The 24,015-nt window shown below is 70.2% G+C and carries 24 protein-coding genes; 16 read left to right on the top strand and 8 right to left on the bottom strand.

The features are described from left to right. The gene (locus tag OG801_RS01265) at positions 1–522 is read left to right on the top strand and encodes a hypothetical protein (protein WP_406033057.1); all 522 of its coding nucleotides are present in this window, start codon (positions 1–3) and stop codon (positions 520–522) included. A 15-nt stretch (positions 523–537) separates the two neighbouring features. Here OG801_RS01265 and OG801_RS01260 read toward each other — a convergent pair whose 3' ends face one another. Then, the gene (locus OG801_RS01260; RefSeq protein ID WP_406033055.1) at positions 538–2,091 is read right to left on the bottom strand and encodes an FAD-dependent oxidoreductase; all 1,554 of its coding nucleotides are present in this window, start codon (positions 2,089–2,091) and stop codon (positions 538–540) included. A 72-nt stretch (positions 2,092–2,163) separates the two neighbouring features. Here OG801_RS01260 and OG801_RS01255 point away from each other — a divergent pair, with 72 nt between their 5' ends. The 10 genes from OG801_RS01255 (at position 2,164) to OG801_RS01210 (ending at position 9,629) form a co-directional block, all read left to right on the top strand. Further along, complete coding sequence (locus tag OG801_RS01255; RefSeq protein ID WP_355224860.1) at positions 2,164–2,721, top strand: XRE family transcriptional regulator; 558 nt, start codon at positions 2,164–2,166, stop codon at positions 2,719–2,721. A gap of 80 nt (positions 2,722–2,801) precedes the next feature. Continuing rightward, entirely contained in the window at positions 2,802–3,065 is a 264-nt protein-coding gene (locus OG801_RS01250) for a type B 50S ribosomal protein L31 (RefSeq protein ID WP_355019532.1), read from the top strand. Beyond that, positions 3,062–4,180 (top strand): CobW family GTP-binding protein, encoded by a 1,119-nt coding sequence (locus OG801_RS01245; RefSeq protein ID WP_406033052.1) that lies wholly within the window; start codon positions 3,062–3,064, stop codon positions 4,178–4,180. Before OG801_RS01250 ends, OG801_RS01245 begins: the two co-directional genes overlap by 4 nt. A 30-nt stretch (positions 4,181–4,210) precedes the next feature. Beyond that, positions 4,211–4,387 carry a 50S ribosomal protein L32 gene (rpmF, locus tag OG801_RS01240; RefSeq protein WP_406033051.1) on the top strand — a complete coding sequence of 59 codons (177 nt, stop codon included), beginning with the start codon at positions 4,211–4,213 and terminating at the stop codon, positions 4,385–4,387. 28 nt (positions 4,388–4,415) lie between these two features. After that, complete coding sequence (gene rpsR, locus OG801_RS01235) at positions 4,416–4,652, top strand: 30S ribosomal protein S18 (protein ID WP_406033048.1); 237 nt, start codon at positions 4,416–4,418, stop codon at positions 4,650–4,652. Between the two features lie 4 nt (positions 4,653–4,656). Further along, entirely contained in the window at positions 4,657–4,779 is a 123-nt protein-coding gene (gene ykgO / locus OG801_RS01230) for a type B 50S ribosomal protein L36 (RefSeq protein ID WP_141780388.1), read from the top strand. 140 nt (positions 4,780–4,919) lie between these two features. Continuing rightward, positions 4,920–6,461 (top strand): ABC transporter substrate-binding protein, encoded by a 1,542-nt coding sequence (locus OG801_RS01225; RefSeq protein WP_406033046.1) that lies wholly within the window; start codon positions 4,920–4,922, stop codon positions 6,459–6,461. Continuing rightward, entirely contained in the window at positions 6,458–7,417 is a 960-nt protein-coding gene (locus tag OG801_RS01220; protein WP_406033045.1) for an ABC transporter permease, read from the top strand. Before OG801_RS01225 ends, OG801_RS01220 begins: the two co-directional genes overlap by 4 nt. Next, entirely contained in the window at positions 7,414–8,241 is an 828-nt protein-coding gene (locus OG801_RS01215; RefSeq protein WP_355224850.1) for an ABC transporter permease, read from the top strand. Before OG801_RS01220 ends, OG801_RS01215 begins: the two co-directional genes overlap by 4 nt. Continuing rightward, positions 8,238–9,629, top strand: coding sequence for an ABC transporter ATP-binding protein (locus OG801_RS01210; protein ID WP_406033043.1), 1,392 nt, complete (start codon positions 8,238–8,240; stop codon positions 9,627–9,629). Before OG801_RS01215 ends, OG801_RS01210 begins: the two co-directional genes overlap by 4 nt. 66 nt (positions 9,630–9,695) lie before the next feature. Here OG801_RS01210 and OG801_RS01205 read toward each other — a convergent pair whose 3' ends face one another. The 5 genes from OG801_RS01205 to OG801_RS01185 all read right to left on the bottom strand — a co-directional run bounded on the left by OG801_RS01205 (position 9,696) and on the right by OG801_RS01185 (position 14,988). Next, positions 9,696–9,974 (bottom strand): HU family DNA-binding protein, encoded by a 279-nt coding sequence (locus tag OG801_RS01205; protein ID WP_350658695.1) that lies wholly within the window; start codon positions 9,972–9,974, stop codon positions 9,696–9,698. A 114-nt stretch (positions 9,975–10,088) separates the two neighbouring features. Beyond that, positions 10,089–11,840, bottom strand: a complete 1,752-nt coding sequence (locus tag OG801_RS01200; RefSeq protein ID WP_406033041.1) for an ABC transporter ATP-binding protein — start codon at positions 11,838–11,840, stop codon at positions 10,089–10,091. Then, the gene (locus OG801_RS01195; protein WP_406033039.1) at positions 11,837–13,537 is read right to left on the bottom strand and encodes an ABC transporter ATP-binding protein; all 1,701 of its coding nucleotides are present in this window, start codon (positions 13,535–13,537) and stop codon (positions 11,837–11,839) included. The genes OG801_RS01200 and OG801_RS01195 overlap by 4 nt, the downstream gene beginning before the upstream one ends. A 117-nt stretch (positions 13,538–13,654) precedes the next feature. After that, on the bottom strand, positions 13,655–14,326 hold the full coding sequence (locus OG801_RS01190; RefSeq protein ID WP_350720306.1) for a TrkA family potassium uptake protein: 672 nt from the start codon (positions 14,324–14,326) through the stop codon (positions 13,655–13,657). Further along, positions 14,326–14,988 (bottom strand): TrkA family potassium uptake protein, encoded by a 663-nt coding sequence (locus OG801_RS01185; protein WP_355019522.1) that lies wholly within the window; start codon positions 14,986–14,988, stop codon positions 14,326–14,328. Before OG801_RS01185 ends, OG801_RS01190 begins: the two co-directional genes overlap by 1 nt. A gap of 121 nt (positions 14,989–15,109) precedes the next feature. On the opposite strand from OG801_RS01185, the gene OG801_RS01180 reads away from it, so the two are divergent. The 3 genes from OG801_RS01180 (at position 15,110) to OG801_RS01170 (ending at position 20,209) form a co-directional block, all read left to right on the top strand. Then, positions 15,110–17,125 carry an APC family permease gene (locus OG801_RS01180; protein WP_355019521.1) on the top strand — a complete coding sequence of 672 codons (2,016 nt, stop codon included), beginning with the start codon at positions 15,110–15,112 and terminating at the stop codon, positions 17,123–17,125. Next, positions 17,122–18,324, top strand: coding sequence for a class I SAM-dependent RNA methyltransferase (locus OG801_RS01175; RefSeq protein ID WP_406033036.1), 1,203 nt, complete (start codon positions 17,122–17,124; stop codon positions 18,322–18,324). The genes OG801_RS01180 and OG801_RS01175 overlap by 4 nt, the downstream gene beginning before the upstream one ends. Before the next feature lie 253 nt (positions 18,325–18,577). Then, positions 18,578–20,209 carry an MFS transporter gene (locus tag OG801_RS01170; protein WP_406033034.1) on the top strand — a complete coding sequence of 544 codons (1,632 nt, stop codon included), beginning with the start codon at positions 18,578–18,580 and terminating at the stop codon, positions 20,207–20,209. 58 nt (positions 20,210–20,267) lie between these two features. Here OG801_RS01170 and OG801_RS01165 read toward each other — a convergent pair whose 3' ends face one another. Together OG801_RS01165 and OG801_RS01160 are read right to left on the bottom strand one after the other, a co-directional pair. Beyond that, on the bottom strand, positions 20,268–21,053 hold the full coding sequence (locus OG801_RS01165) for a hypothetical protein (RefSeq protein ID WP_406033033.1): 786 nt from the start codon (positions 21,051–21,053) through the stop codon (positions 20,268–20,270). Next, positions 21,050–21,967 (bottom strand): ABC transporter ATP-binding protein, encoded by a 918-nt coding sequence (locus OG801_RS01160; protein WP_406033031.1) that lies wholly within the window; start codon positions 21,965–21,967, stop codon positions 21,050–21,052. Before OG801_RS01160 ends, OG801_RS01165 begins: the two co-directional genes overlap by 4 nt. Before the next feature lie 178 nt (positions 21,968–22,145). Here OG801_RS01160 and OG801_RS01155 point away from each other — a divergent pair, with 178 nt between their 5' ends. Next, positions 22,146–23,363: a sensor histidine kinase gene (locus OG801_RS01155; protein ID WP_406033029.1), complete on the top strand. Its 1,218-nt coding sequence runs from the start codon at positions 22,146–22,148 to the stop codon at positions 23,361–23,363. 2 nt (positions 23,364–23,365) lie between these two features. Continuing rightward, positions 23,366–24,013 carry a response regulator transcription factor gene (locus OG801_RS01150; RefSeq protein ID WP_355019515.1) on the top strand — a complete coding sequence of 216 codons (648 nt, stop codon included), beginning with the start codon at positions 23,366–23,368 and terminating at the stop codon, positions 24,011–24,013. The last annotated feature ends 2 nt before the right edge of the window (positions 24,014–24,015 follow it).

Raw genomic sequence — 24,015 nt, 5'->3', positions numbered from 1 at the left:
ATGGGTGACCCGAGGCGCTCCGGCAACCCCGCTCGCCGGGCAGAGGCGCAGCGTGAGCCGACCTGGCGCGACCGCTTCCCGCCGCGGGCGATCGTCGTCGGCGTGATCATCGCGGTCGCGATCGGCGTCGTGGTGCTCACCCGCGACCTCGGCGGTGGAGACGATCCGGCGGCCTCCGTCCCCTCGGCTGCGACCCCGTCGGCCGCTCCGGTCGCCACGGGTCCGATCGCGTCCTTGGAGGAGTTCTGCGGCGCCGTACAGACCATGGCGAACGCCCACGCGACCCAGATGGCTACGCCGAACGACGAGAACGAGACCGCGCTCGGTCTGGCGGCGACGAGCCTGCAGTCGATGGGTGTTCCAGAAGGTACGCCGGCGGCAGCTGTCGAGGGCGTGCGGATGATGATCGAGGACGCCCTGCGCACCGGCCGCGGTGAAGACCCGCTGGAGCGCAGCGAGGCCCAGAACCTCGCCTACGAGCGCCTCGGCGAGTTCCTCACCGAGACCTGCGGCGCCGCCTGACGCTCCGCCTGGCGATCACCGGTGACGGAGCAGGACCACGGCGTCCTCGAGGGTGGATTCCTCGCCGGACGGGGTGGTCACGGGACGGTGCCGGTGCTCGAGGACGACCGTCTCCCAGTGCTCCTCGGGCAGGCCGAGCTCGGCCAGCTCCTCCTTGGCGTCGAGGAAGCGGTGCTCGTGCGCGGCGGCGTCTGCCCACGGCGGTGCGGCCGCGTGGGAGGTGACCAGAAGGTGTCCGCCCAGGCTCACCAGATCGGCCGCGCGGCGCAGGATGTCGGTGCGCGGCAGCTCGACGGGGGAGTGGAAGAAGCTGGCGGTGACCAGGTCGTAGCTCCCGTCGAGGTCGGCCGGCGAGGAGAGGTCGGAGACCACGAACCTCGCCTGGTCCTCGTTCAGCCCGGCAGCGCGCGCCGCCTCGCGTCCGCGAGTGGCGGCGTTCTCGGAGATGTCGATGCCGGTGGCTCGCCAGCCCTGCTGCGCCAGCCAGATCACGTCGGCGCCCTCCCCGGAGCCCAGGTCGAGGGCCGTCCCGGGCTCGAGGCCGGAGGCGATGTCGCCGAGCACGGTGTTGACCCTGCCGGACCAGATCCGGTCGCTGCCGGCGTACCTCTCCTGCCAGAAGTCCACCGCGGCGGGCCCGGCCGCGGCCCGGTCGAAGTCGTCGGTGACCAGGGTCATGTTCACGACGCTGCCGGCCATGGTGCCGGCGCTCATGCTGATCGGGACGTTGGCCATCGGGTTGGAGACGTTGCCGACCGCCCAGATCCGGTCGCTGCTGGTCTTGCCGGTCGCGTCGACGGCGAGGAAGCTGCCGACCGGGGAGTCCGCGCGGTCGAGGCCGAGGTGGGTCAGGAAGCCGTCGTGCGGGCGCAGGGTGCCGGCGGTGAAGATGGCGCCGACCTCGGTGGTCTTCCCGTCGGCGGTACGCACCGCGGTGACCTGGTCGCCCTCGCCGAGGATCTCGGTGACCGGCGAGGTCACGAGGGTGATCCCGCGCGACAGCAGTCGCTGCTCGTCGGCCTCCTCGAGCGGACCGAGACCCGCGGTGAAGACGACGACGTCGTCGCTCCACTGCCGGATCAGCTGCGCCTGGTGCATCCCGAGCGGTGAGGTGGTCAGGACGCCGATCCGCCGATCGCGCACCTCCCAGCCGTGGCAGTAGGGGCAGTGCAGGACGGTGGCGCCCCAGCGCTCAGCGAGCCCGGGGATGTCGGGAAGCTCGTCGGTGACGCCGGTGGCGACGATCGCGACCCGGCCGGTGAGCCGCTCGCCGTCGTCGAGGAGGACGCTCACGCCGTGCTCGGTCTCGTCGAGGCGGGCGACGCGCCCGGGACGGATCCCCACGTCGTACGTAGCCAGCTCATCGCGTCCCTTGCGCAGCAGGTCGGTGGGGTCGATGCCCTCGTGGCCGAGTACGCCGTGCATGTGTGCCGCGAAGCGGTTGCGGGGGAGGCCTGAGTCGATCACGAGGGTCCGGCGGCGGGAGCGGCCGAGCATGAGAGCCGCGGAGAGGCCGGCGGCACCGCCGCCGATGACGATTGCGTCGAAGTGTTCGGTGTGTTGGGTCATGCCTCCAGTTCAGTGGCACAATGACAGAACGGCAAGGCTTCTTGCAGAAATGGCAAATGGGAGATGGAGCACATGATCGACGAGCTCAAGCAGGTCGGCCCGCGGATCCGGGCGATCCGGCACAGCAAGGGATGGACCCTGGACCAGCTGGCCGCGATGGCGGAGATGTCTCCGAGCACGCTGTCCCGGCTCGAGTCGGGCAAGCGGCAGGCGAGCCTGGAGCTGCTGATCCCGCTGACCCGTCACCTCGGCGTGGGTCTCGACAGCCTGGTGACGCCGTCGGTCCCGGATCCGCGGGTGCGCCGGCCGGTGATCCGCCGTGACGGCATGGAGATCGCGCCACTGACTCCGGAGGGGTCGCCGGTCAACACCTTCAAGATCACCTACGAGCCGGTGACCGAGGTGCCGGAGCCGCGGGTGCACGACGGCTACGAGTGGCTCTACGTCATCTCCGGCAAGCTGCGGCTGCTGCTGGGCGACCGCGACCTGGTGCTGACCCGCGGTGAGGCGGCCGAGTTCGACACCCGGGTGCCGCACGCGATCTTCGCGACCGGGTCGCGCCCGGCGCAGGTGCTGAGCATCTTCAACAGCGACGGCGTACGCATGCACACCCACACCGCCGAGGGGTGAGTCTCGCCTCGATATGAGTGGGGCTGTGATCCTGTGTGTAGAATGAGAACCGTTATCATTAACTACAGCGGGAGGTCCCCATGAAGCAAGGCATCCACCCCGTCTCCGGGCCGGTCGTCTTCCGCGACCGCTCGGCCGACAAGCTCTTCCTGATGCAGTCGACGATCCTCGAGCGTCTCGCCGACGACCACGAGCGGGTCACCTGGGAGAACGGTGAGACCTACCCGGTCGTCGACGTCGACGTCTCCAGCGCCAGCCACCCGTTCTGGACCGGACGCGGCCGCGTCGTCGACACCGAGGGACGGGTCGAGAGGTTCAAGCGCCGCTACGGGCGTGGCCGATGACCACGCCTCGGCCGCGGTCTCCCCGCAATCTGTCCCGCCCGAAGGTGCCGGTGATCCTGGTGAGCGGGGTCGCGGAGAGCGCGATGCTCTCGGCGACCATCTCGCTCCAGTTCGGCCTCCCCGACGCGGTCATGGTGCGCCACATCATCGACCCCGAGCGACAGCTCCTCACCCGCGTCGTCAGTGACCTGACCGGCGTGATCGAGCACGAGGAGATCAACCTCGCCCACGCCTGCGTGGCCTGCGCGATCCGCGAGGACATCGTGCCGACGCTCGAGCGCCTGGCGGCCCAGGGCCGTTGGGGGAGCATCGTGGCGTGCCTGCCGGTCGCCGCCGAGGCGATCCAGGTCTGCCGGGTGCTCGCCTGGGCTCCGCGGATGGCTCCGCACATCTCGATCGCCGCTGTCGTCGCGGCGCTCGAGGGTGCGACCGTCGCCGAGGACCTGCTCGGTCCCGACCTCCTCGACGAGCGTGGGCTGGCCACCTCCGAGGACGACCGTCGCGGCGTCGCCGAGGTCGCCAGCGCGATCGTCGAGTACGCCGACGTCGTCAGCATCACCGAGGCCCCCGAGCCCGAGGAGGAGTCGCTGGTCGCGACGCTCGCCCGGCCGGGTACGCCGGTGGTGACCGACCCCTCGCTCCTGGACGCCGCCGGCCTGGTCGCCGGCGTGCATCGTCACCACGCGGTCGAGGCGTGGGTCGCGGAGGTACGCCGCAACGCGCTGCCGCCGTTGCCCGAGGGTGGCGCCTGGCGGCTCGACCTGCGCTCGGAGCGTCCGATCCACCCGGTCCGGTTCCAGGAGGAGTTGGAGCGTCTCGGCGGTGGCCCCCGCCGCTCGCGCGGCTGCTTCTGGGTGCCGACCCGCCCTGACGACATCTGCGTCTGGGACGGGGCTGGCGGTCAGGCGAGCGTGGGCTCGACCCAGAAGTGGGGTCGCACCGAGCGGCTCACCCGGATCGTCGTGATCGGCATCGACGACGAGGCCGACGAGATCCCACGGGCCTTCGAGCGCGCCCTGCTCACCGACCAGGAGATCGCCCAGCGCGGCCAGATCTGGGAGGAGTCCTGGGACGGGCTCGAGGACTGGCTCGGCCCCATCGGCCGTGCCGCCTGAATCGCATCCACCACCCCGAAGGAGGCCGCCATGGCCGTACCCAAGCGCAAGATGTCGCGCAGCAACACCCGCCACCGCCGGTCGAGCTGGAAGGCGACCCCGGTCGCACTCGTGCCGGTGACCGTCGACGGCCAGGGCCACGACGTGCCTCGTCGCCTGGTCCGCGCGGTCCAGCGCGGCTACGTCGACCCCGCCAAGCTCCGCTGAGAGCCTCTGCTGAAAGGAAGCCGAACTGATGCCCAAACGACCGCCGTCTCCCGTCCGCAAGCGGCGCAAGCCGCAGTTGGCGCCGGACGTGACCTACGTCGACTACAAGGACGTGCAGCTGCTGCGTACGTTCATCTCCGACCGCGGCAAGATCCGCGCGCGCCGCGTCACCGGACTCACCCCGCAGCAGCAGCGCGCGGTGACCAAGGCGATCAAGAACGCCCGTGAGGTCGCGCTGCTGCCCTACACGAGCACGAAGGGATAGCTCCATGAAGGTCGTCAACTCCATCCGGTCGCTGAAGAACCAGCCCGGCTCCCAGGTCGTACGCCGCCGCGGCCGGGTCTTCGTCATCAACAAGCGCAACCCGCGCCTCAAGGCACGTCAGGGCTGAGTCCAGTCCGCCCTGAACGTCGGCCCCGTAGCTCTGTGAGCTGCGGGGCCGACGTCTGTCTGCTGGACCTCCGCCAACTAAGTTGCAGATGGTAATCATTCTCATTAGGGTTCGGGGTCACCTGACTGGAAGGCAGCAACATGCACATCCGCCCCCACCTGCGAGGTGTCGCGGTCCTCGCGGCCGTCGTCCTCGCGGCGACCGCGTGCGGCTCGCGATCCGCGAGCCCGACCGACACGCTGCGCATCGCCGGACCGTTCGAGCTGCACAGCCTCGAGTCGTCCGCGGACGGCTACTTCTTCACCCGGCTCCAGGTCACCGAGACCCTGGTGACCGCCGACATCGACGGCGCTCTCGCCCCCGGCCTGGCCACGTCGTGGGCGGCCGAGGACGACAACCGGACCTGGACCTTCGACCTGGTCGAGGACGCCGAGTTCCACGACGGCGAGCCGATGACCGCCGAGAACGTCGTCGCCGTTCTCGAGAAGGTCGAAGCCGAGGCTGCCAGCCCGCTGGCCGACGTCGGCGTCGAGGCGATCCGCGCGGAGGGCGGCTCGGTGGTGATCGAGCTCGCCGACTCGTACGTCTCCCTGCCTGCGGTGCTCAGCCACTACAGCACCGCGATCCTGGCGCCCTCGGCCTACGACGAGGAGGGGAAGGTCGAGGACGTCATCGGCACCGGGCCCTACCGGATCGAGACGATCCAGATGCCCTCCCGCATCGAGACCGTACGTGTCGCCGACTGGCGTGGCGAGGAGCCCGACGTCGAGAAGGTCTCCTTCCAAGCCGTCGGCCGCGCCGAGACCCGTGCGGTGATGGCCACCAGCGACCAGGCCGACGTGGTCTTCGGGCTCGAGCCGGCCGGTCGCGAGCGGGTCGAGAAGACCGACGGCGTGGACATGGCCTCGACCCTGCAGCCTCGCACGATCCACATGAAGATGAACGCCGGTGACCCGGCACTGAAGGACGTACGCGTCCGGCAGGCGATCAGCCTGGCGCTGGACCGGGAGGCGATCGCCGAGGCGGTGCTGAGGGAGAAGGAGCTCGCGGCGACCCAGCTGATGCCGCCGACCCTGAAGGACTGGGACGCCGACCTCGAGCCGCTGAGCTACGACACCGAGGGTGCCAAGGCGCTGCTGGCCGATGCGGGCTGGAAGGCCGGCGCCGACGGCACTCTCACGAAGAACGGCGATCCGCTGCGGCTCGAGCTGCTGACCTACCCCGACCGGCCTGAGCTGCCGGCGCTGGCCACCGCCATCCAGGCCGAGCTCGCCAAGGTCGGCGTGCAGGTGGACGTCGAGGTCTCCAACTCCAGCGAGATCCCGGCCAAGCACGCCGACGGCACTCTTCAGATGGCGCTCGTCGCCCAGTTCTTCGCGCTGGTCACCGACCCGCTGCCGACCGTCGCCGACACCTTCGGCGAGGGTGGGTCCGACTGGGGCGCCATGGGCTGGAGCGACCCCGCCGTCGCGGAGGCCGTGGCCGCGCTGACGACGGGAGCCGAAGGTGCCGAGGGCGCCGCGCACCGCGAGACGATCGTGCGGGCGGCGCAGGAGCAGCTGCCGCTGGTCCCGGTCGCGTGGTACCGGATGAACGCCGCGGTCAGCGACCTGGTCGACGGGTTCGTCCTGGACTCCCTCGAGACCACCTGGCGGATCACCGACGTCGAGCTGGCGTCGTGAGGACGCGGGTCGTCGGGGGCGTGCTCGTCCGGCGGGCGGCGCAGGCTCTCACGGTTGCGGTCGGCGTATCGGCGCTCTGCTTCGTGATCACCCAGCGGTTGCCGGGGGACATCGCCTACCGGATCGCGGCGGGGCGCTACGGCTACGACATGGTCGACGCGGCCGCGGCCGCCCAGGTGCGCGACGAGCTGGGACTGGACCAGCCGCTGTGGCAGCAGCTCGGCGCGTGGGTGGTCGACCTCCTCCGGCTCGACCTGGGCCGGTCTCTGGTCACCTCCCAGCCGGTGCTCGAGGAGGTCGGGTTCTACCTGGCGGGCACGCTGCAGCTCGCTGGGCTCGCGATCGTCATCGCGGTCGTCCTGGGTGCCGGGATCGGGGTCGTGGCCGCGCGCCGGCCGGGCGTGATCGCCGACCGGTTCGCTTCGCTGTGGGTCGCCGGCGTACGTGCCGTGCCGCCGTTCCTCCTGGGGCTGCTGCTGATGATCGTGCTCTCGGCGCAGCTGGGGCTCTTCCCGGCGGTCGGGCACGGCGGCGGGAGCATCGTGCTGCCCGCACTGACCCTGGGGCTCGGACTCTCCGGGCTCATCGCGCGGGTGACCAGGGACGCCGTCGTGGAGGTCCGCGGCTCGGCGTACGTGGAGTTCGCCCAGACCAAGGGGCTGGCCGAGAGGTGGGTGCTGGTCAGGCACGTGGTGCGGAACGCCGCGGTCGTGCTGGTGCCGTACCTCGGAGTGCAGTTCGTCGTGCTGATCGAAGGAGTCGTCGTCGTGGAGAGCCTCTTCGCCTGGGACGGGCTGGGCCACTCGCTGGTCCACGCCGTCTTCTGGCGTGACATCCCGGTGCTGCAGGCGTCCGCGCTGGTGCTGGCGCTGCTGATCGTGCTGGTCAACACGCTGGTCGACCTGGCCGTCGCCTGGCTCGACCCGCGGCCGCGGGGACGGATGGTGGCGGCATGAGCATGCTGATGCTGGAGCAGACGCTCGGGTCGCGGCCGCAGCGGTCGTGGACCCGGGTCGCCGCTGTCGGTGGGCTGGTCCTGATCGCCGCGTTCGCGCTGGTCGGGCCGCTGGTGCTGCCCGACCCCGCGAGCCAGGACCTGGCTCGCTACCTGCAGCCGCCGTCGCTGTCGGATCCACTCGGGACCGACGACTACGGGCGTAGCGTCGCCTCCCGGGTAGCGCACGCCACCCGGGTCTCGCTGCTGCTCGCGCTGGTGTGCGTGGCGACCGCGCTGGTCCTCGGCTGCGTCGCCGGGGTCGCCTCGGCCTGGTTCGGTGGCTGGGTCGACGCGCTGCTGCGCTCGGTCTCGGAGGCCTTCGTGGCGGTGCCGGCGCTGCTCGTTGTGCTGCTGGTCTCGGCGCTCGCCGCACCCGGGAGCATGGTGGCGCTCTACGTGGGACTCGCGCTGGTGCAGTGGGTGGAGTTCTTCCGGGTGGTGCGGGCACGCAGCGCCCTGGTGCTCGGCTCGCCCGCCGTGGAGGCGGCCGGGTTGCTACAGCTCGGCTGGACCCACGTCGTCCGCCGCCATCTGTGGCCGGCACTGCGCCCGCTGCTCGTGACGCTGGCCTCGCTCGGCATGGTCACCTCGATCCTGGCGATGTCGACGCTCGGCTTCGTCAAGGTCGGTCTCCAGCCGCCACGCGCGGAGCTGGGCCTGATGATCACCGAGTCGTTCCCGTTCTACGACGCGGCGCCGTGGATGCCGCTGGCCCCGGTCGGCGTCCTTTTCCTGCTCACCGTCTGCCTGCTCGGGCTGCGATCCCCGGAGGAGGGGCGATGAACCTGAAAGCCACCGGAGTGGTCGTACGCACCGAATCGCTCGTCCTCGCCGACGTACCCGAGGTGCGGATCGAGGCCGGGCGCGCGCTCTCGATCGTCGGCGAGAGCGGTTCGGGCAAGTCGGTCCTCGCCCACGCGCTCATGGGTACGCTGCCGCCCGAGCTGGCAGCCATCGGGTCGCTGACGATCGGGGATGAGTCCTTCGATCTCGCCGACCGGGACGGCCGGCGGAAGCTCTGGGGTCGCGAGGTCGCCCTGCTTCCGCAGGAGCCCGCGCTCGCGCTCGACCCGACGATGCGGGTCCGCGCCCAGGTCGCCGAGGGCGCACCGGGCTGGTCGCCACGCAGCGTCTCGGCGGCCCGGGCCGCTGATCACCGGCTGGGCCAGGTCGGGCTGGCTGACGCGGGCGGTGCCTACCCGCACACCCTCTCGGGCGGTATGGCCCAGCGGGTCGCGTACGCCGCGGCGACCATCGGCGGTGCCAGGCTGCTGATCCTCGACGAGCCGTCCAAGGGCCTCGACCGGGCGTCGGTCGACCAGCTCGCCGATCTGCTGCTCAGCCACCTCGACGAGGGTGGCCTGTTGCTCACCATCACCCACGACCTACGCCTGGCCCGCCGGCTCGGCGGAGAGGTGATGGTGATGCGCGAGGCGGCTGTGGTCGAGTCCGGGCCGGCCGAGGAGGTGCTGACCACGCCCACCGGCGACTACACCCGACGCCTGCTGGCCGCCGAGCCCTCGCGCTGGGACCACCCCTGGATGCGTTCGCAGGCGCCTGGTGGGAGCGAGCTCCTGGTCGGCGCCTCGGGTCTCGCGAAGGCGTACGCCCATGGGTCGGTCTTCGAGGGTCTCGACCTCGAGATCAGGGCCGGTGAGCGGGTCGCGATCACCGGGCCCAGCGGCGCGGGCAAGACGACGCTCGGCAATGCGCTGCTCGGGCTGACCCGGCTCGACGCGGGGTCGGTGACGTACGGAGAAGGGGTGGGCCGGGGACGGCTGCAGAAGCTGTACCAGGACCCGGCGCTGTCGTTCCCGCAGCAGGTGAGCCTGGAGAAGGCGCTCGGCGACGTGATGCGGCGCCATGGTGTGGGGGAGGCGGAGGTGCGGGCGTCGCTGGAGCGGCTCGGCCTGCCCTACGAGATCCTGCGCCGCCGGCCGGGGCAGGTCTCCGGTGGTGAGCTGCAGCGGATCGCGGTCGTGCGGGCGATGCTGCCGCGTCCTGCGCTCGTCTTCGCCGACGAGGCCACCTCGCGGCTCGACCTGGTCACCCAGGAGCAGACCGTGGACGCGCTGATGAGCGAGATCGCCGAGAGCGGGGCCGCGCTGCTCCTGGTCACCCACGACACCGACCTGTCGGCTGCGGTCGCCGACCGGGAGATCGCACTCTGAGAACAGTCAGGAAATCAAGGAAGGGCCGGGTCATGACGACCCGGCCCTTCTTAGGTGTCCAGGGACTCAGCCCTTGGCGACCCGCTCCTTGAAAGCGGAGCCGGCCTTGAACGCCGGGCCCTTCGAGGCCGGGATGTTGATCTCGGCGCCGGTCTGCGGGTTGCGGCCGGTGCGAGCCGAGCGCTCGCGCGACTCGAACGTACCGAAGCCGGGCAGCGTGACCTTGTCGCCGTTGGCGACGGCCGCGCTGATCGCCTCGATGGCGGCACCCAGGGCGGCGGAAGCCTGCGTCTGGGTGATCTCGGCCTGCTTGGCGATTTCGCTCACCAGGTCGGTGCGGTTCATGCGATCTCCTTTAATCGTTGATCCGAGCCGCAAAGGTTGACGAGTTGCGGCTCGTCGCCAGCGTAGGCCAGACCTGGGGATCTTCAACGTTCACGCGCGGCGTGTTCCGCGTGGTTACGGGCTCTGCGGGCCCTCGAGGAGCCGCCAGCCCTCTGCTTGCGTACGTTCGCGCCAGAAGTCGAGGTAGCGGCCGCGGTGGGCGAGGAGCTCCTCGTGGGACCCGCGCTCCACGATCCGGCCGCCGTCGAGGACGACGATCTGGTCGGCGGCGACGACCGTCTGGAGGCGATGGGCGATGACGATGACCGTACGGTCGGCGGAGAGCGCGGTGAGCGCCTCCTGGACCGCGGCCTCGTTCTCGGCGTCGAGGGCGGCGGTCGCCTCGTCGAGGAGCACGACGGGGGCGTCCTTCAGCAGCGCCCGGGCGATCGAGACCCGCTGCTTCTCACCGCCCGAGAGCGTGGAGCCGGCCTCGCCGATCCGGGTCTGCCAGCCGTGGGGGAGACGGTCGACGATGTCGTCGACGCGGGCCAGCCGGGCGGCCTCCAGCAGCTCGTCCTCGGTGGCGTCGGGCCGCGACATCATCACGTTGTCGCGAAGGGTGCCCTCGAAGAGGTAGACGTCCTGGAAGACGATCGAGACGCGCCGCATCAGCGCCTCGGTGCCGAGATCGCGTACGTCGACCCCACCGAGCATCACCGAGCCCGACGTGACGTCGTGGAACCGGGCGACCAGGCGCAGCAGGGTGCTCTTGCCCGAGCCCGAGGGCCCGACCACGGCGGTCAGCGAGCGCGGCGGCGCGGCGAGGGAGACCTCGTCGATGACCCGGGCGGTGCCGTCGTAGGAGAAGGCCACGTCGCGCAGCTCGATGCCGCTGTCGGCCGGCTCGCCCGGCGCGGACGGCTCGGGGAGCGGCTCGAGGGCGAGCACATCGAGGACACGTCGCAACGAGCCCTCGGCGATCCGCAGTGCGCTGGAGAGCTCGCCGTAGTCGATGAGCGACTCCACGAACCGGACCGTGAGGACGAGGAGACCGATCGCCGTGGCCGGGGCGAGGGTGCCGCCGAGACTGAGGTGGACGGCCAGCGCGATCACCAGGGTGAGCAGCGCCTGGATGGAGAGCAGCTGGATCCCCAGGCCACCGAACCCGGTCACCAGCAGCCGTCGCGACGCTCGCTTCTGCTCCCGCAGCGCGTTCTCGACCAGCTCGTTGCCGTGGACGGTGCGGCCGAAGACACGCAGCGCCGGCTGGTTGAGCGCGAACTCGACCACGCGCGCCGAGCCCTCCGCCATCGCGGCGTCGTAGGCGCCTTCGCCGCGGCCGACGATCGTCGCGAGGAGCCGGGTGGTGGCGAGCACGGCGACGACTCCGACGAGGAGCGCGAGCGCCAGGCGCCACTCCAGGAACGCCATCGCGACGACGACGGTGACGGGGCTGACCACCGCGGCGATCAACGGCCTGAGCAGATGGCCCGGCACCGAGGCGATGTCGGTGGCACCCTTGGAGGCCAACCGGGAGAGCTGGCCGGTGCGGTCCTGGTCGTACCAGCCCAGCGGCAGCCGCACGGTGCGGTCGCCGAGTCGGGCCAGGGTGATGTCGAGCAGGTCGCAGGCCAGGTCGTAGCCGTCCAGGTTGCCCACCGTCAGCGCCACGTGATGGGCCACGAAGAGGCCGGCGAGCACGCCCAGCCAGGTGGTCGCCGCGTCCCAGTCCTGGCGCAGCGCGGCGTCCAGGACCGGCACCACACAGGCGAACGCCAGACCCTGGAGTACGCCGGTGGTGACGAACATCGCCACGACCCGGGCGAGCTGGCGGCGATGAGCGGGATCGAGGAGGTCGGCGAGGAGGCGGACGATGGTGATCATGCCGACTCCTCCTCGGCCCAGCCGTCCACCGGGTGGACGCGCTGGTCGGCGGCCCAGAGCCGCGCGTAGCGCCCGCCCAGCGCGAGGAGCTCCTCGTGGGTGCCGAGCTCGGCGACCCGGCCCTCGTCGAGGACCACGATCTGGTCGGCCGCGGTGACCGTCGAGAGCCGATGCGCGATCACCAGCAGCGTACGTCCGGCGACGAGGCGGGACAGCGCCCGCTGGACGAGCGCCTCCGACTCGGGATCGGCAGCCGCGGTGGCCTCGTCGAGGACGAGGATCGGGGTGTCGGAGAGCAGGGCGCGGGCGATCGCGACCCGCTGCCGCTCGCCGCCGGAGAGCTGGCCGTCCTCACCGACCACCGAGTCGTAGCCTCGCGGGAGCTCGTCGATGCGGCCCGCGATCTGCGCGGCCTCGGCCGCGCGGCGTACCTCCTCGTCCGGTGCCTCGGGATGAGCGAGCCGGATGTTGTCGCGGATCGAGGTACGCAGCAGCCCGGTGTCCTGGAAGACGAAGGAGACCTGCTCGTAGAGTTGTGCGCTCGTCATCTCGCGCAGGTCCACCCCGGCGATCGTGATCCGGCCGGCGGTGGGGTCGGCGAAGCGGGGCAGCAGCTTGGCCAGGGTCGACTTGCCCGAGCCGGAGTGGCCCACGAGTGCGGTCACCGTGCCCGGTTCGAGGACCAGGTCGATGTCGTGGAGCACCGGTCGCGCGTCGGGGGAGTAGGAGAAGGAGACGTGCTGGAGCTCGACGCGAGCGGCGTCTGGGGCTGGGCCCGGGGCGGCCGGCTCCGGAAGCTCGGGCTCGGCCAGCAGGCGCTGGATGCGCCGGGCCGCCTCGGTCGCCTCGCGCAGCTCGCGGGCGGCGTAGCCGGCGACGGTGACCGGCGCGGTCATGGCCAGGCCGAGGACGAGGAAGGGAACCAGGTCGGGCCCGGTGATCTGGCCGGCCCGAAGCATCCAGACCCCGGCCCCGAGCACGAGCACCAGAGTCAGCGCCGGCGTCAGCGCGAGCTCCATCAGCAGCATCCCCAGGGCGGAGTGTCGCATCCAGGCCCGGTTGAAGCCGCCGAACCGGGTGGCGACCTCGGCCAGGCGCCGGTGAGCCTGCCCAGTCGCGCCGAAGGTCTTGATCTCGGCGATCCCGCCGGTGTTCTCGACCGTCGCCGCGGCGAGCTCGGCCAGCCCGGCGTCGTAGTCACGGTAGAGCGCCGCGGCACCCCGCATCGAGATCCGGAACCCGACCAGCCCGAGCACGAGCGGAACCAGGGTGACCAGGGCGAGCGGCGGGGAGACGACGAAGAGATAGCAGGCCACGACGGCCGGCAGCGTGATCGCCGCCGTCAGCTCCATGACCGAGTGCGCGACCAGGTGGTGCAGCGCGGCGACGTCGTCCTGCACGGCCTTCTTGACGGTGCCGGAGTTGCGTTCGGTGAACCACGCCAGCGGCACCCTGCCGAGCCGGGCGACCAGCAGCCGGCGCAGGTGGATGGAGAGGTCGAGGTCGGCGACGTGGGAGAGCCACGACGAGCCGAGCACCGTCGCCAGGCGTACCAGCAGCGCCGCCACGCTCGTCCAGACCACGACCCAGGCACGGCTCGCGTCGACCCCGGCCCCGGACGCCGCGGGCAGCAGGATCCGGGCGAGCTCGACGATCCCGACCAGCGGCACCAGGCCGGCGACGGTCGAGACGACCATCAGCAGGAGGCTGGCGACCAGCCTTCCCCGGACAGGACGAAGTGTCTGGAGGAGGGGGGAGCGAGCCAACTGTTGTCCTGCCGAGATCGAGGGGTGCTGCGTACGAGGTCCTCGGCGTCAGCCGCCGTGACCCGTGGGGGCGAGAAGACGCTCGAGCTCGTCCTCCTTCTCGGTGGGCACGACGAAGAGGAGCTCGTCGCCCTGCTCGAGAGGCTGCTCGGGGGTGGGTACGTAGACCTGGCCGTCACGCAGCAGCGTGACCAGCGCACAGTTCTCCGGGAACGGCACCAGACCGGTCGGCTTGCCGACGTAGGGGGAGTCGGCGGGCAGCGTGATCTCGACCAGGTTGGCCTGGCCCTGCCGGAAGGTGAACAGCCGCACCAGGTCGCCGACGGTGACGGCCTCCTCGACCAGCGCGGACATGATCCGCGGGGTGGAGACGTTGACGTCGACGCCCCAGGCCTCGGTGAAGAGCCACTCGTTGTTGGGGTGGTTGACCCGGCCGACGGTGCGCGGCACGCCGAACTCGGTCTTGGCCAGCAGCGAGCAGACCAGGTTGGCCTTGTCGTCACCGGTCGCGGCGATGACCACGTCGCAGTTGTCGAGCCTGGCCTCCTCGAGCGACGAGAGCTCGCACGCGTCGGCGAGCAGCCATTCCGCGTCGGCGACCCGCTCGGGCTTGATCGAGCCCGGGTTCTTGTCGATGAGGAGCACCTCGTGGCCGTTGGTGATCAGCTCACTGGCGATGGACCTTCCCACGGCTCCGGCTCCCGCAATCGCTACTCGCATCAGTCTTCCTCGGGGCCGTTCTTGATCGTCTTGTACGCCTGCGCGGTGTTCTCCTCGCGCATGACGATGTGGAGCACGTCGCCCTCCTGGATCACGCTCTCGAGGACCGGGAGGACACCCTCGCCGAGCCGGTCGATCCAGGCGATGCGGCTGCCGGACTGGCGCTGGAACTTGATGGTCCGCTGGCCGACCCAGGACTCGGGCATGATGACCTGGTCGATGCGGATGTTGCCCGACATGTCGCGGAAGTCGGGTTCGGCGCCGGCCGGGAGGAGCCGGCGGAGCACCTGGTCGGCGGTCCACTTCACGGTCGCCACGGTGCTGATTCCGAGGCGCTGGTAGACCTCGGCGCGGCCGGGGTCGTAGATGCGGGCCACGACCTGCTGGATGCCGAACTCCTCGCGCGCCACCCGGGCGGAGATGATGTTGGAGTTGTCACCGCTGGAGACCGCCGCGAACGCCTCGGCCCGCTTGATGCCGGCCTTGAGCAGGACCTCGCGGTCGAAGCCCATCCCGGCGACCTTGTCGCCGTTGAACCCCGGTCCGAGCCGACGGAACGCCTCGGAGTTCTGGTCGATGACCGAGACCGTGTGGTTACGGTCCTCGAGGCTCCTGGCCAGGGTCGAGCCGACGCGGCCACAGCCCATGATCACTACGTGCACCGTGTCATGATTGCACTCGTGCGGGCCGCGCGTCGCCTACGCCCTCGAAGTTGGCGTGTTCGGATGGGCGCGGCGATCCGGAAGCGCGCCGAAGCCGAGATGTGCCGTAGCGTCTGCCGTTGTGGGTGTTGGTGATGTCTCCAAGCGGATCCTGATCGGTCGCAAGCTCCGTAGCTCTCAGCTGGGTGAGACGCTGCTGCCGAAGCGCATCGCGCTACCCGTTTTCGCCAGCGACGCCCTCTCCTCGGTGGCCTACGCGCCCGACGAGATCTTCATCATGCTGGCGGTGGCGGGAGCCTCGGCGTACGCCTGGTCCTGGAAGATCGGCCTGGTCGTCGCCCTGGTGATGCTGACCGTGGTCACCTCCTACCGGCAGACGGTGCACGCCTACCCGAGCGGCGGCGGCGACTACGAGGTCGCGACGGTCAACCTGGGGCGTAAGGCGGGCGTGACCGTGGCCAGCGCCCTGCTGGTCGACTACGTGCTGACGGTGGCGGTGTCGATCTCCAACGCCGCGCAGTACGCCGCCAGCGCGATCCCCAGCCTGATCGGTCACGAGGTCCTGGTCGCCTCGATCGCGATCGTGCTGCTCACCGCGACGAACCTGCGCGGCGTGCGCGAGTCCGGGACGTTCTTCGCGATCCCGACCTACCTGTTCATGTTCGCCATCCTCGGCATGGGCATCTACGGGATGGTCCTGCTGGTGACCGGCAACCTGCCGGAGGCCGAGAGTGCCGCCCTCCACATCCGCCCCGAGGAGGGCTGGGAGGGCACGCTCAACCAGGTGGCGCTGATCTTCCTGCTCGCCCGCGCGTTCTCGTCCGGCTGTGCGGCGCTGACCGGTGTGGAGGCGATCTCCAACGGCGTACCCGCCTTCCAGCGGCCGAAGAGCAAGAACGCCGCCACCACGCTGCTGCTGCTCGGCCTGATCGCGATCACGATGATGATGAGCATCATCGTGCTGGCAAACCAGATGAGCATCCGCTACGTCGACCCGCACGCGCTCGACAACCTTCGCACTGCCGCCGGCGACGCGGTCCCGGACGGCTACGAGCAGCACCCGGTGATCTCCCAGATCGCGGCCGGGGTGTTCAACGACTTCCCGCCGGGCTTCTACTTCGTCATCACCGTCACCGGCATCATCCTGGTGCTCGCCGCCAACACCGCGTTCAACGGCTTCCCGGTGCTCGGCTCGATCCTCGCCAAGGACGGCTACGCGCCCCGGTCGCTCGGGGCGCGTGGCGACCGGCTCGCCTACAGCAACGGCATCGTCTTCCTGGCGGTGCTGGCGATCGCGCTGATCATCGTCTTCGAGGCGCAGACCACCAAGCTGATCCAGCTCTACATCGTCGGAGTCTTCGTCTCGTTCAACCTCAGCCAGCTCGGCATGATCCGCCACTGGACCCGCCATCTCGCCACCGAGCGGGACCCGAGCGAGCGGCGCCGGATGCAGCGTTCGCGGGCGATCAACACCTTCGGTCTCGGGATGACCTCGGTCGTGCTGGTGATCGTGCTGATCACCAAGTTCCTCGCCGGCGCCTGGATCACGATCCTGGCGATGGGCTTCTTCTACGTCGTCATGCTGGGGATCAGGCGCCACTACGACAACGTCGCTCGCGAGCTGGCCGCGGACGAGCAGGACAAGGTCATGCCGACCCGGGTCCACGCGATCGTGCTGGTCTCCAAGCTCCACAAGCCGACGCTGCGAGCGCTGGCCTTCGCCCAGGCGACCCGGCCCAACGCGCTCGAGGCCGTGACCGTCTCGACCTCTGACTCCGACACCGCCGAGCTGCTGAAGCAGTGGGACGAACGCAACCTGCCGATGCCGCTGAAGGTGCTCCACTCGCCCTACCGCGAGCTGATCCGACCCGTCGTCGAGTACGCCTCGGCGATCCGGGACGCCAACCCGCGTGGCGTCGTGGCGGTCTACATCCCCGAGTACGTCGTCGGCCGCTGGTGGGAGCAGTTCCTCCACAACCAGACGGCGCTGCGGCTCAAGGGCCGGCTGCTGTTCACCCCGGGTGTCATGGTCATCTCCGTGCCCTACCAGCTCGCCTCCGGCAAGGAGCGCGCCGAGGAGCTGCGCGAGGAATACTGGCTCGCGCCTGGCCTGCGTCGCGGAAGCGGACGCCGATGAGCCGCCCGCAGCGTCCCGCGCCCCGTGGGCGGCGGCCCCGTCCCAAGGCCTCGAAGGGCGAGTCGTACGTCGGTCGTCGCTTCGAGGTCGAGGTCGGCCCGGTCGCCCACGGTGGCCACTTCGTCGCCCGGGTGCAGATCGAGACCGGCACGTCCAGGGAGGGTTCCCGCGTCGTCTTCGTACGCCACGCCCTGCCCGGTGAGCAGGTCGTCGTCGAGATCACCGAGGGAACCGCCGGCGACCGGTTCTGGCGCGGCGACGCGGTCTCGGTGGTCTCGGCCGCACCGGAACGGGTCGTTCCGCCATGCCCGTACGCCGGTCCGGGCCTGTGCGGCGGCTGCGACTTCCAGCACGTCTCCGTGTCCGCTCAGCGCGAGCTGAAGGCGACGGTGCTGCGCGAGCAGCTGGTCCGCCTGGGTGGCCTGTCGGCCTCGGACCCGCTGGTGTCCGAACTGGCCGTCGAGGCAGTCCCTGGGGATGAGGACGGGCTGCGCTGGCGGACCCGTCAGCGCTACACGACCGCCCCGGGTGGCGGCCGAGGCATGCGGAAGTACCGCTCCCACGACGTCATCCCCGTCGACGACTGCCTGATCGCCACCACCGACGCCCGCGAGCCGGGTGCCGGGACGGTCGTGGAGCAGGTCGCCGTCGGGGGAGCGGAGCACTCCTTCGAGGTTTCCGCAGACGGCTTCTGGCAGGTCCACCCCGGCGCGCCCTCGACGCTGGTCTCCGCGGTGCTGTCCGCCCTCTCGCCTGCCCCGGGCGACACCGTCCTGGACCTCTACGCCGGCGTCGGCCTCTTCTCCGCCTTCCTCGCCGACCGGGTCGGTCCCACCGGACGTGTCGTCGCCGTCGAGGGCGACCAGACCGCCTCCGCTCTCTCGGTGGGCAACGTCCCCACCGCCGAGGTCAGCGCCGGTGATGTCGCCACGGAGCTGGGACGCCTCGAGGAAGGTCCTTTCGACCTCGTCGTCCTCGACCCGCCCCGTGAGGGTGCCCGACGGAAGGTCGTCGAGGCCGTCGTCGCGCGTTCGCCTCGGAAGGTCGCGTACGTCGCCTGCGACCCCGCCGCACTTGCTCGCGACGTCGCGATCTTCGCCGAGCACGGCTACCGGCTGCGTACGCTGCGTGCCTTCGACCTGTTCCCGATGACGCATCACGTCGAATGTGTCGCGCTGCTCGCTAGAGCCCGACTCTGACCTGAGGCGCAGCGATTCGCGATGAAGGCACCTCGCTCACACGTTGGGGATGAGGTTCAGGAACGCAGGCTGGAGCAGTTCCAGCGGCGAATGTAGCCCTGCGCCTCGCCCGCAGCGGGTGACGCGACGGCGACCTGGGCCTGCGACGGTACAGAGAGACAGTTTCCTCAGCCAGGTGGTGCCCGTGACCTGTCTGTCACTTCGTACCCGCCGAGGATCGAGCTGACCGAACGCATCGAGGAGGCGAGCAACCATGACCGCGGGTGATTCCCAGGAGACGCAGACGAACTCAACGCCGAAGACGAACTGGTTGCCGCTGGTGGCGTTGGCCATCGCCCAGTTCGTCATGGTGCTGGACCAGTCGGCGATGAACGTCTCGATCAGCGCGCTGGTGGCGGACTTCGACACGACGGTGACCACGATCCAGGCGGTGATCACGCTCTACTGCCTGGTGATGGCGATGTTCATGCTGACCGGCGGCAAGATCGGCGACATCATCGGTCGGCGCAAGACGTTCGTCATCGGTCTGGTCATCTACGCGTGCGGTTCGGCGATGACGGCGTTGGCGCCGTCGGTGGCCGTACTGACGCTGGGTTGGTCGGTGCTGGAAGGGCTCGGTGCGGCCCTGGTGCTTCCGGCGATGGTGGCGCTGATTGCAGGCAACTTCGAGGGCGCCTCGCGGAAGGCGGCCTACGCCGTGATCGGCGGGGTCGCCGGTGCCGGGATCGCCGTGGGGCCGATCCTGGGTGGTTGGGCGACCACCGAGTACTCGTGGCGGATCATCTTCGCCGGTGAGGTGCTGTTGGTGGCCCTCATCCTGGTGATGACCCCGAAGGTGGCCGACGCGGTGAGGACCGGACCGGCACCGAGACTCGACATCGTGGGCACCGTGCTGTCTGCCACGGGCCTGGGCCTGGTCGTGCTCGGGGTGCTGCAGTCGAGCACCTGGGGGTGGGTCAAGCCGACAGACGACTCCCCGGTGACGCCGTTCGGATTCTCACTGACGGTTTTCGTGATCGGCCTCGGGGCGGTCCTGTTGTGGGGCTTCAAGGCGTGGCAGGCTCGCCGAGAGAGTAGTGGACGCGACCCGCTGGTGCACCTGGCGCTGCTGAAGATCGCCCCGCTGCGCTCCGGCTTGGTCGGCCTGTTCAGCCAGAACCTGATCCTGATGGGCGTCTTCTTCACGATTCCGTTGTATCTGCAGCTGGTGATTGGGCTCGATGCCCTGGATACAGGCCTCAGGATGCTGCCCGTCTCCATCACCATGTTCCTCGCCTCGGCAGCCGGGTCACGGCTGTCCCGCCGCTTCGCCATCCGGTCGATCGTGCGGGCCGGTCTGGCGACGAGCATGGTCGCAGCCGTGCTGCTCTTGGCCACGATCGAGCCGGAGCTGGACGACTCGAGCTTCGCCTGGTCGATGGCGGTGCTCGGCGTGGGGATGGGTCTGATCGCATCGCAGCTCGGCAACGTCGTGCAGTCCTCGGTCGACGCCTCGGGTCGGGGAGAGGCCGGCGGGCTGCAGTTCACCGGCCAGCAGCTCGGCTCGTCACTGGGCGTGGCCCTGCTGGGGGCGATCGTGCTGTCGGGGCTCACCAGCGCTTTCGTATCCAACATCTCTTCCGATGAGCGGATCAGCAGCGCGGTCTCCGAGCAGGTCGGTGTGGCTGTCGGGTCCGGAATCGACTTCGTGTCCGCTGACCAGATCGGAGCAGCTGCCCAGGAGGCTGGGCTGGACGAGCCGACCACCGAGGCGCTCGTCGAGGACTACGAGTCCGCACAGCTACAAGCGCTCAAAGCCGGGCTGCTCGCCGCGGCATTCCTTGCCCTGCTCTCACTGGCCTTCACCAGGGACCTGCCGCATGAGACTGCGGCGGGAAGCGCCTGAGGCCGACTTCTGCGGTGGGGCACGGGTGTGTGCACACCATGTGGCGCGAATTCGTGGGTCAGTTGATCTCGCGACGCACCGTGCGGACGAGACCGACGGCCAGCGGTGCCGCCACCCACAGGACTATGGCGACGAGGATCTGCGCCGTGTGGCCGGACCATTGGCCGTTGAGCAGCCAGGTGAAGGCGGTCGAGTAGTCGAGCCAGTTGGCCACCACCTGCGATGCCGTACCCAGAAGCGCGAACCCGATGGGCAGCACGAAGGAGGCGACGATCGCGGCCGCCGAGTTGTGCATCAGCGCACCGAGCGCCACGCCCGTCATGATGTTGAGCAGCACGTACGCCAGGAAGGCCACCATGAGGCCGATGCTGAGGTCGGCCTCGAGTGTCCGACCTGACGCTGCGGCAACGCCGAGACCCACAGCGGTGACCAGCGCGCCGAACACCGCGGCGCCGACACCGAGCATCAGGGAGACCATGATCTTGGCGATGACGACCCGCATGCGCCGCGGCTCCTGGGTGAACGTCGTGAGGTTGGTGCGCTGGCTCCACTCGCTCGTCAGGGTCAGGATCGCCACCACAGGCAGCAGGATGCTCAGGGCGACCGCCGCGAATCCGAGGTAGCTCGTGTAGGACTGCTCGATGCTCGACGGGGACACGATCGGCACCAGCATGAGGCCCACTGTCGACACCGCGACCGCGGCGAGCAACCACCGTGAGGCTCGGGTGTCGGACGCCTTGCCCCATTCGACACGAAGCAGGCGACTGAACGGGATGGCGGGGAACATCACGTCTTGCGACGTGGAGTCGGCGGTGCCGACAGGATGAGTCATCGTGGTGGTCATGCTGCTGCCTCCTGGGTTGGTGCCGCGTCCGCGGCGGTGAGTGAGAAGAAGAGCTGTTCGAGACCGCCCGCGTCGGAGTGGCGCAGCTCGGTGAGGAGCACCTGCTTCTCGAACGCGATGCGAGCCACCGTCTCTGTGGTCACGGCCCCGCCGACCATGTCGACGACGAACGTCTGGTCCGGGCCGGCGACGTAGTCCACACGGGCGGCGCGGAGGGCGGCGGCGAGTGCTTCCGGGTCGGAGGTGCGCACCAACAGGCTCGAGCTGGCCAGCAGCTCGTCCATCGGGCCGGACGCGACCACGGCGCCCTGGGAGATGACGACGAGATGGTCGGCGGTCGCCTGCACCTCGTGCAGCAGGTGACTGGAGAGCAGCACGGTGCCACCACGGTCGGCGAAGTCGCGCAGCAGCCGACGCATCCAGGCGATGCCTTCGGGGTCCAGCCCGTTCGCCGGCTCGTCCAGGATCAGCACGTGCGGGTCGCCGACGAGCGTCTGGGCGATCCCCAGGCGCTGCCGCATGCCGAGGGAGTAGCCGCCCACTCGTCGGTCGGCCGCGTCTGCCAGTCCGACGCGGTCCAGCAGCTCGTCGACCCGATCGGTCGACACACCAGCCATTCGCGCGGCGATGGTCAGGGTCGCGCGACCGGTACGCCCGGCGTGCATCGCCGAAGGGTCGAGCAAGGTCCCGACCACTCGCGTGGGATTGGGCAGCTCGACGAACGGGTGACCGGCGATCAAGGACGTCCCGTGGTCGGGTCGAGCAAGACCGACGAGCATCCTCATGGTGGTGGACTTTCCCGCGCCGTTGGGGCCCAGGAAGCCAGTGATGGTGCCGGGTTCGCAGTGAAGAGAGACATCACGTACGACCGGGGCATTGCGGTAGCTCTTCGAGAGAGCGGTTGTTGTGATCATGTCGGCAAGCGTGGCCGCTGGACGAGTCTTCGCACATCGGGCGGCGGGCTAGGACCGCACCACCAAAAGAGCTCGCGAGGCCGAGCGAATCGCGCCTTTCGTCGCGGGTCCGCGTCGACCTTCGTTGGTGTCACTGGCGCGAACGGGCCGCCTATACTGAGGTCATGTCAGGCCACGAATGATCTGGGCCAAGCAGCTGATGCCGGTGTCACTGGCGGCACAGTTCGATCCAGCGCTGCTGGACAGGGTCGGTCCCCGTACGGCGCGCGACTGGGTCGTCGACACCGTCGGGTTCCTCGTCGCGGTCACGTTCGGCGTACTCATCCTGATCCAAGGGGTGCACGACACCGTTCATCCGCTGACCGGCTCGCAGCTGATCATCGATGCCGTGGGCGGGGCCATCTGCTGCCTCGCGTTGTGGTGGCGGCGCCGGTGGCCGCTCGGTGTCGCGCTTCTCTGTGTCGTGCTCGGTGTGTTCTCGGCGGCTGCGACGATCGCGGGCCTGCTTGCGCTCTCCTCCCTGGCGGTGCGCCGCAGCGTCCGGCAGGTGCTCCTGGTCGCGATCTTGTGGGTCCCGCAGGCCATCGGCTACGCGATCTACAGTGGACGGACCGACGCACCGACGGTGTTGCTCCTGGCCCTCGCGATGGTGCTCGCGGCCACTGCTTGGGGGATGTTCGTCCGTGCCCGACGTCAGCTCCTGCACACACTGCGCGAGCGTGCGCTGCGTGCGGAGGCCGACCAGTTCGTGCGCACCGAGAACGCACGTATGGCCGAACGGACCCGGATCGCCCGCGAGATGCACGACGTGCTCGCGCACCGGATCTCGCTGATCGCCCTGCACGCAGGCGGCCTGGAAGTCCGGCCCGATCTGCCGGCGGAGAAGGTGCGGGAGACTGCCGTGCTGCTGCGCTCGACGGCCCGCCAGGCTCTCGAGGAACTACGTGGCGTCGTCGGGGTTCTGCGCGCGGAGCCCGGGCACGAGGTCGCCACAGCCGCACCGCAGCCCACTCTGACGGACATCCCTCGCCTGGTCGAGGAGACTCGGCAGACCGGTGCGAAGATCGACTTCGAGATGCGGGTCGACCGAGTCGACACGGCGCCCAGCGCGCTGGGTCGAGATGCCTATCGCATCGTCCAGGAAGCCCTGACCAACATCGGCAAGCACGCCCGCGGCACGGCGGCGCGGGTGCGTGTCCGTGGTGCGGCAGGCAGCGGGCTGCACGTCAGCGTCAGCAACCCGCTGCCCGTTCATGCCCATGCCCGGCCGGCACTTCCGGGTTCCGGTGCCGGTCTCCTCGGTCTCCAGGAGCGGGTGACCCTCGCCGGCGGCACGCTCGTGCACGGGCCGGACGGATCTGGCGACTTCGTGGTTGACGCCGAGCTGCGGTGGTGAGGATGCGAGTTCTGCTGGTCGACGACGACGCCTTGGTACGCGCCGGTCTACGAACGATCCTGTCCTCGGCCGCGGACCTGGAGGTGGTCGGCGAGGCGTCCGACGGCGTCCGCGCGGTTGCTGCGGTCCGCCAGCACAGGCCCGACGTCGTACTGATGGACATCCAGATGCCGGAGATGGACGGCATAACCGCCACCGCTGCGCTGCGCCAGCTGCACCCACCGCCTCACGTGATCGTGCTGACCACCTTCCAGGCGGACGAGCAGGTGATGAGCGCACTGCGAGCCGGCGCGGGCGGTTTCCTGCTCAAGGACACCCCGCCGGCCGAGATCGTGGGGGCGATACGCCTGGTCGCCTCGGGCGAGGCGATGCTCTCGCCGTCAGTGACCCGCACGCTGCTGTCGCATGTCGGTGACGCCCAGGCCTCGGACCGGCGCAGGTCTGCCGCGGACCGACTGGCCGCGCTGTCCGATCGCGAGCGTGAGGTGGCGCTCGCGGTCGGGTCTGGCGCGTCCAACGCAGAGGTTGCGGCTTCGTTGTTCATGAGCGAGGCGACCGTGAAGGCGCACGTGTCTCGCCTCTTCGGCAAGCTCGGCGTCGTCAACCGGGTGCAGGTCGCGATCGTCGTGCACGACGCGGGCCAGGCCTAGGC

It is taken from the genome of Nocardioides sp. NBC_00163, assembly GCF_045206295.1.
Taxonomy (GTDB): domain Bacteria; phylum Actinomycetota; class Actinomycetes; order Propionibacteriales; family Nocardioidaceae; genus Nocardioides.
This window is presented reverse-complemented; position numbering and strand designations above follow the sequence as displayed.

Excerpts from the sequence above, each read along its gene's own strand:
- OG801_RS01265 (WP_406033057.1), top strand. The coding sequence starts at position 1 with ATGGGTGACCCGAGGCGCTCCGGCAACCCCGCTCGCCGGGCAGAGGCG.
- OG801_RS01260 (WP_406033055.1), bottom strand. The coding sequence starts at position 2,091 with ATGACCCAACACACCGAACACTTCGACGCAATCGTCATCGGCGGCGGT.
- OG801_RS01255 (WP_355224860.1), top strand. The coding sequence starts at position 2,164 with ATGATCGACGAGCTCAAGCAGGTCGGCCCGCGGATCCGGGCGATCCGG.
- OG801_RS01250 (WP_355019532.1), top strand. The coding sequence starts at position 2,802 with ATGAAGCAAGGCATCCACCCCGTCTCCGGGCCGGTCGTCTTCCGCGAC.
- OG801_RS01245 (WP_406033052.1), top strand. The coding sequence starts at position 3,062 with ATGACCACGCCTCGGCCGCGGTCTCCCCGCAATCTGTCCCGCCCGAAG.
- rpmF (WP_406033051.1), top strand. The coding sequence starts at position 4,211 with ATGGCCGTACCCAAGCGCAAGATGTCGCGCAGCAACACCCGCCACCGC.
- rpsR (WP_406033048.1), top strand. The coding sequence starts at position 4,416 with ATGCCCAAACGACCGCCGTCTCCCGTCCGCAAGCGGCGCAAGCCGCAG.
- ykgO (WP_141780388.1), top strand. The coding sequence starts at position 4,657 with ATGAAGGTCGTCAACTCCATCCGGTCGCTGAAGAACCAGCCCGGCTCC.
- OG801_RS01225 (WP_406033046.1), top strand. The coding sequence starts at position 4,920 with ATGCACATCCGCCCCCACCTGCGAGGTGTCGCGGTCCTCGCGGCCGTC.
- OG801_RS01215 (WP_355224850.1), top strand. The coding sequence starts at position 7,414 with ATGAGCATGCTGATGCTGGAGCAGACGCTCGGGTCGCGGCCGCAGCGG.
- OG801_RS01210 (WP_406033043.1), top strand. The coding sequence starts at position 8,238 with ATGAACCTGAAAGCCACCGGAGTGGTCGTACGCACCGAATCGCTCGTC.
- OG801_RS01205 (WP_350658695.1), bottom strand. The coding sequence starts at position 9,974 with ATGAACCGCACCGACCTGGTGAGCGAAATCGCCAAGCAGGCCGAGATC.
- OG801_RS01200 (WP_406033041.1), bottom strand. The coding sequence starts at position 11,840 with ATGATCACCATCGTCCGCCTCCTCGCCGACCTCCTCGATCCCGCTCAT.
- OG801_RS01195 (WP_406033039.1), bottom strand. The coding sequence starts at position 13,537 with ATGGTCGTCTCGACCGTCGCCGGCCTGGTGCCGCTGGTCGGGATCGTC.
- OG801_RS01190 (WP_350720306.1), bottom strand. The coding sequence starts at position 14,326 with ATGCGAGTAGCGATTGCGGGAGCCGGAGCCGTGGGAAGGTCCATCGCC.
- OG801_RS01175 (WP_406033036.1), top strand. The coding sequence starts at position 17,122 with ATGAGCCGCCCGCAGCGTCCCGCGCCCCGTGGGCGGCGGCCCCGTCCC.
- OG801_RS01170 (WP_406033034.1), top strand. The coding sequence starts at position 18,578 with ATGACCGCGGGTGATTCCCAGGAGACGCAGACGAACTCAACGCCGAAG.
- OG801_RS01165 (WP_406033033.1), bottom strand. The coding sequence starts at position 21,053 with ATGACCACCACGATGACTCATCCTGTCGGCACCGCCGACTCCACGTCG.
- OG801_RS01160 (WP_406033031.1), bottom strand. The coding sequence starts at position 21,967 with ATGATCACAACAACCGCTCTCTCGAAGAGCTACCGCAATGCCCCGGTC.
- OG801_RS01155 (WP_406033029.1), top strand. The coding sequence starts at position 22,146 with ATGATCTGGGCCAAGCAGCTGATGCCGGTGTCACTGGCGGCACAGTTC.
- OG801_RS01150 (WP_355019515.1), top strand. The coding sequence starts at position 23,366 with ATGCGAGTTCTGCTGGTCGACGACGACGCCTTGGTACGCGCCGGTCTA.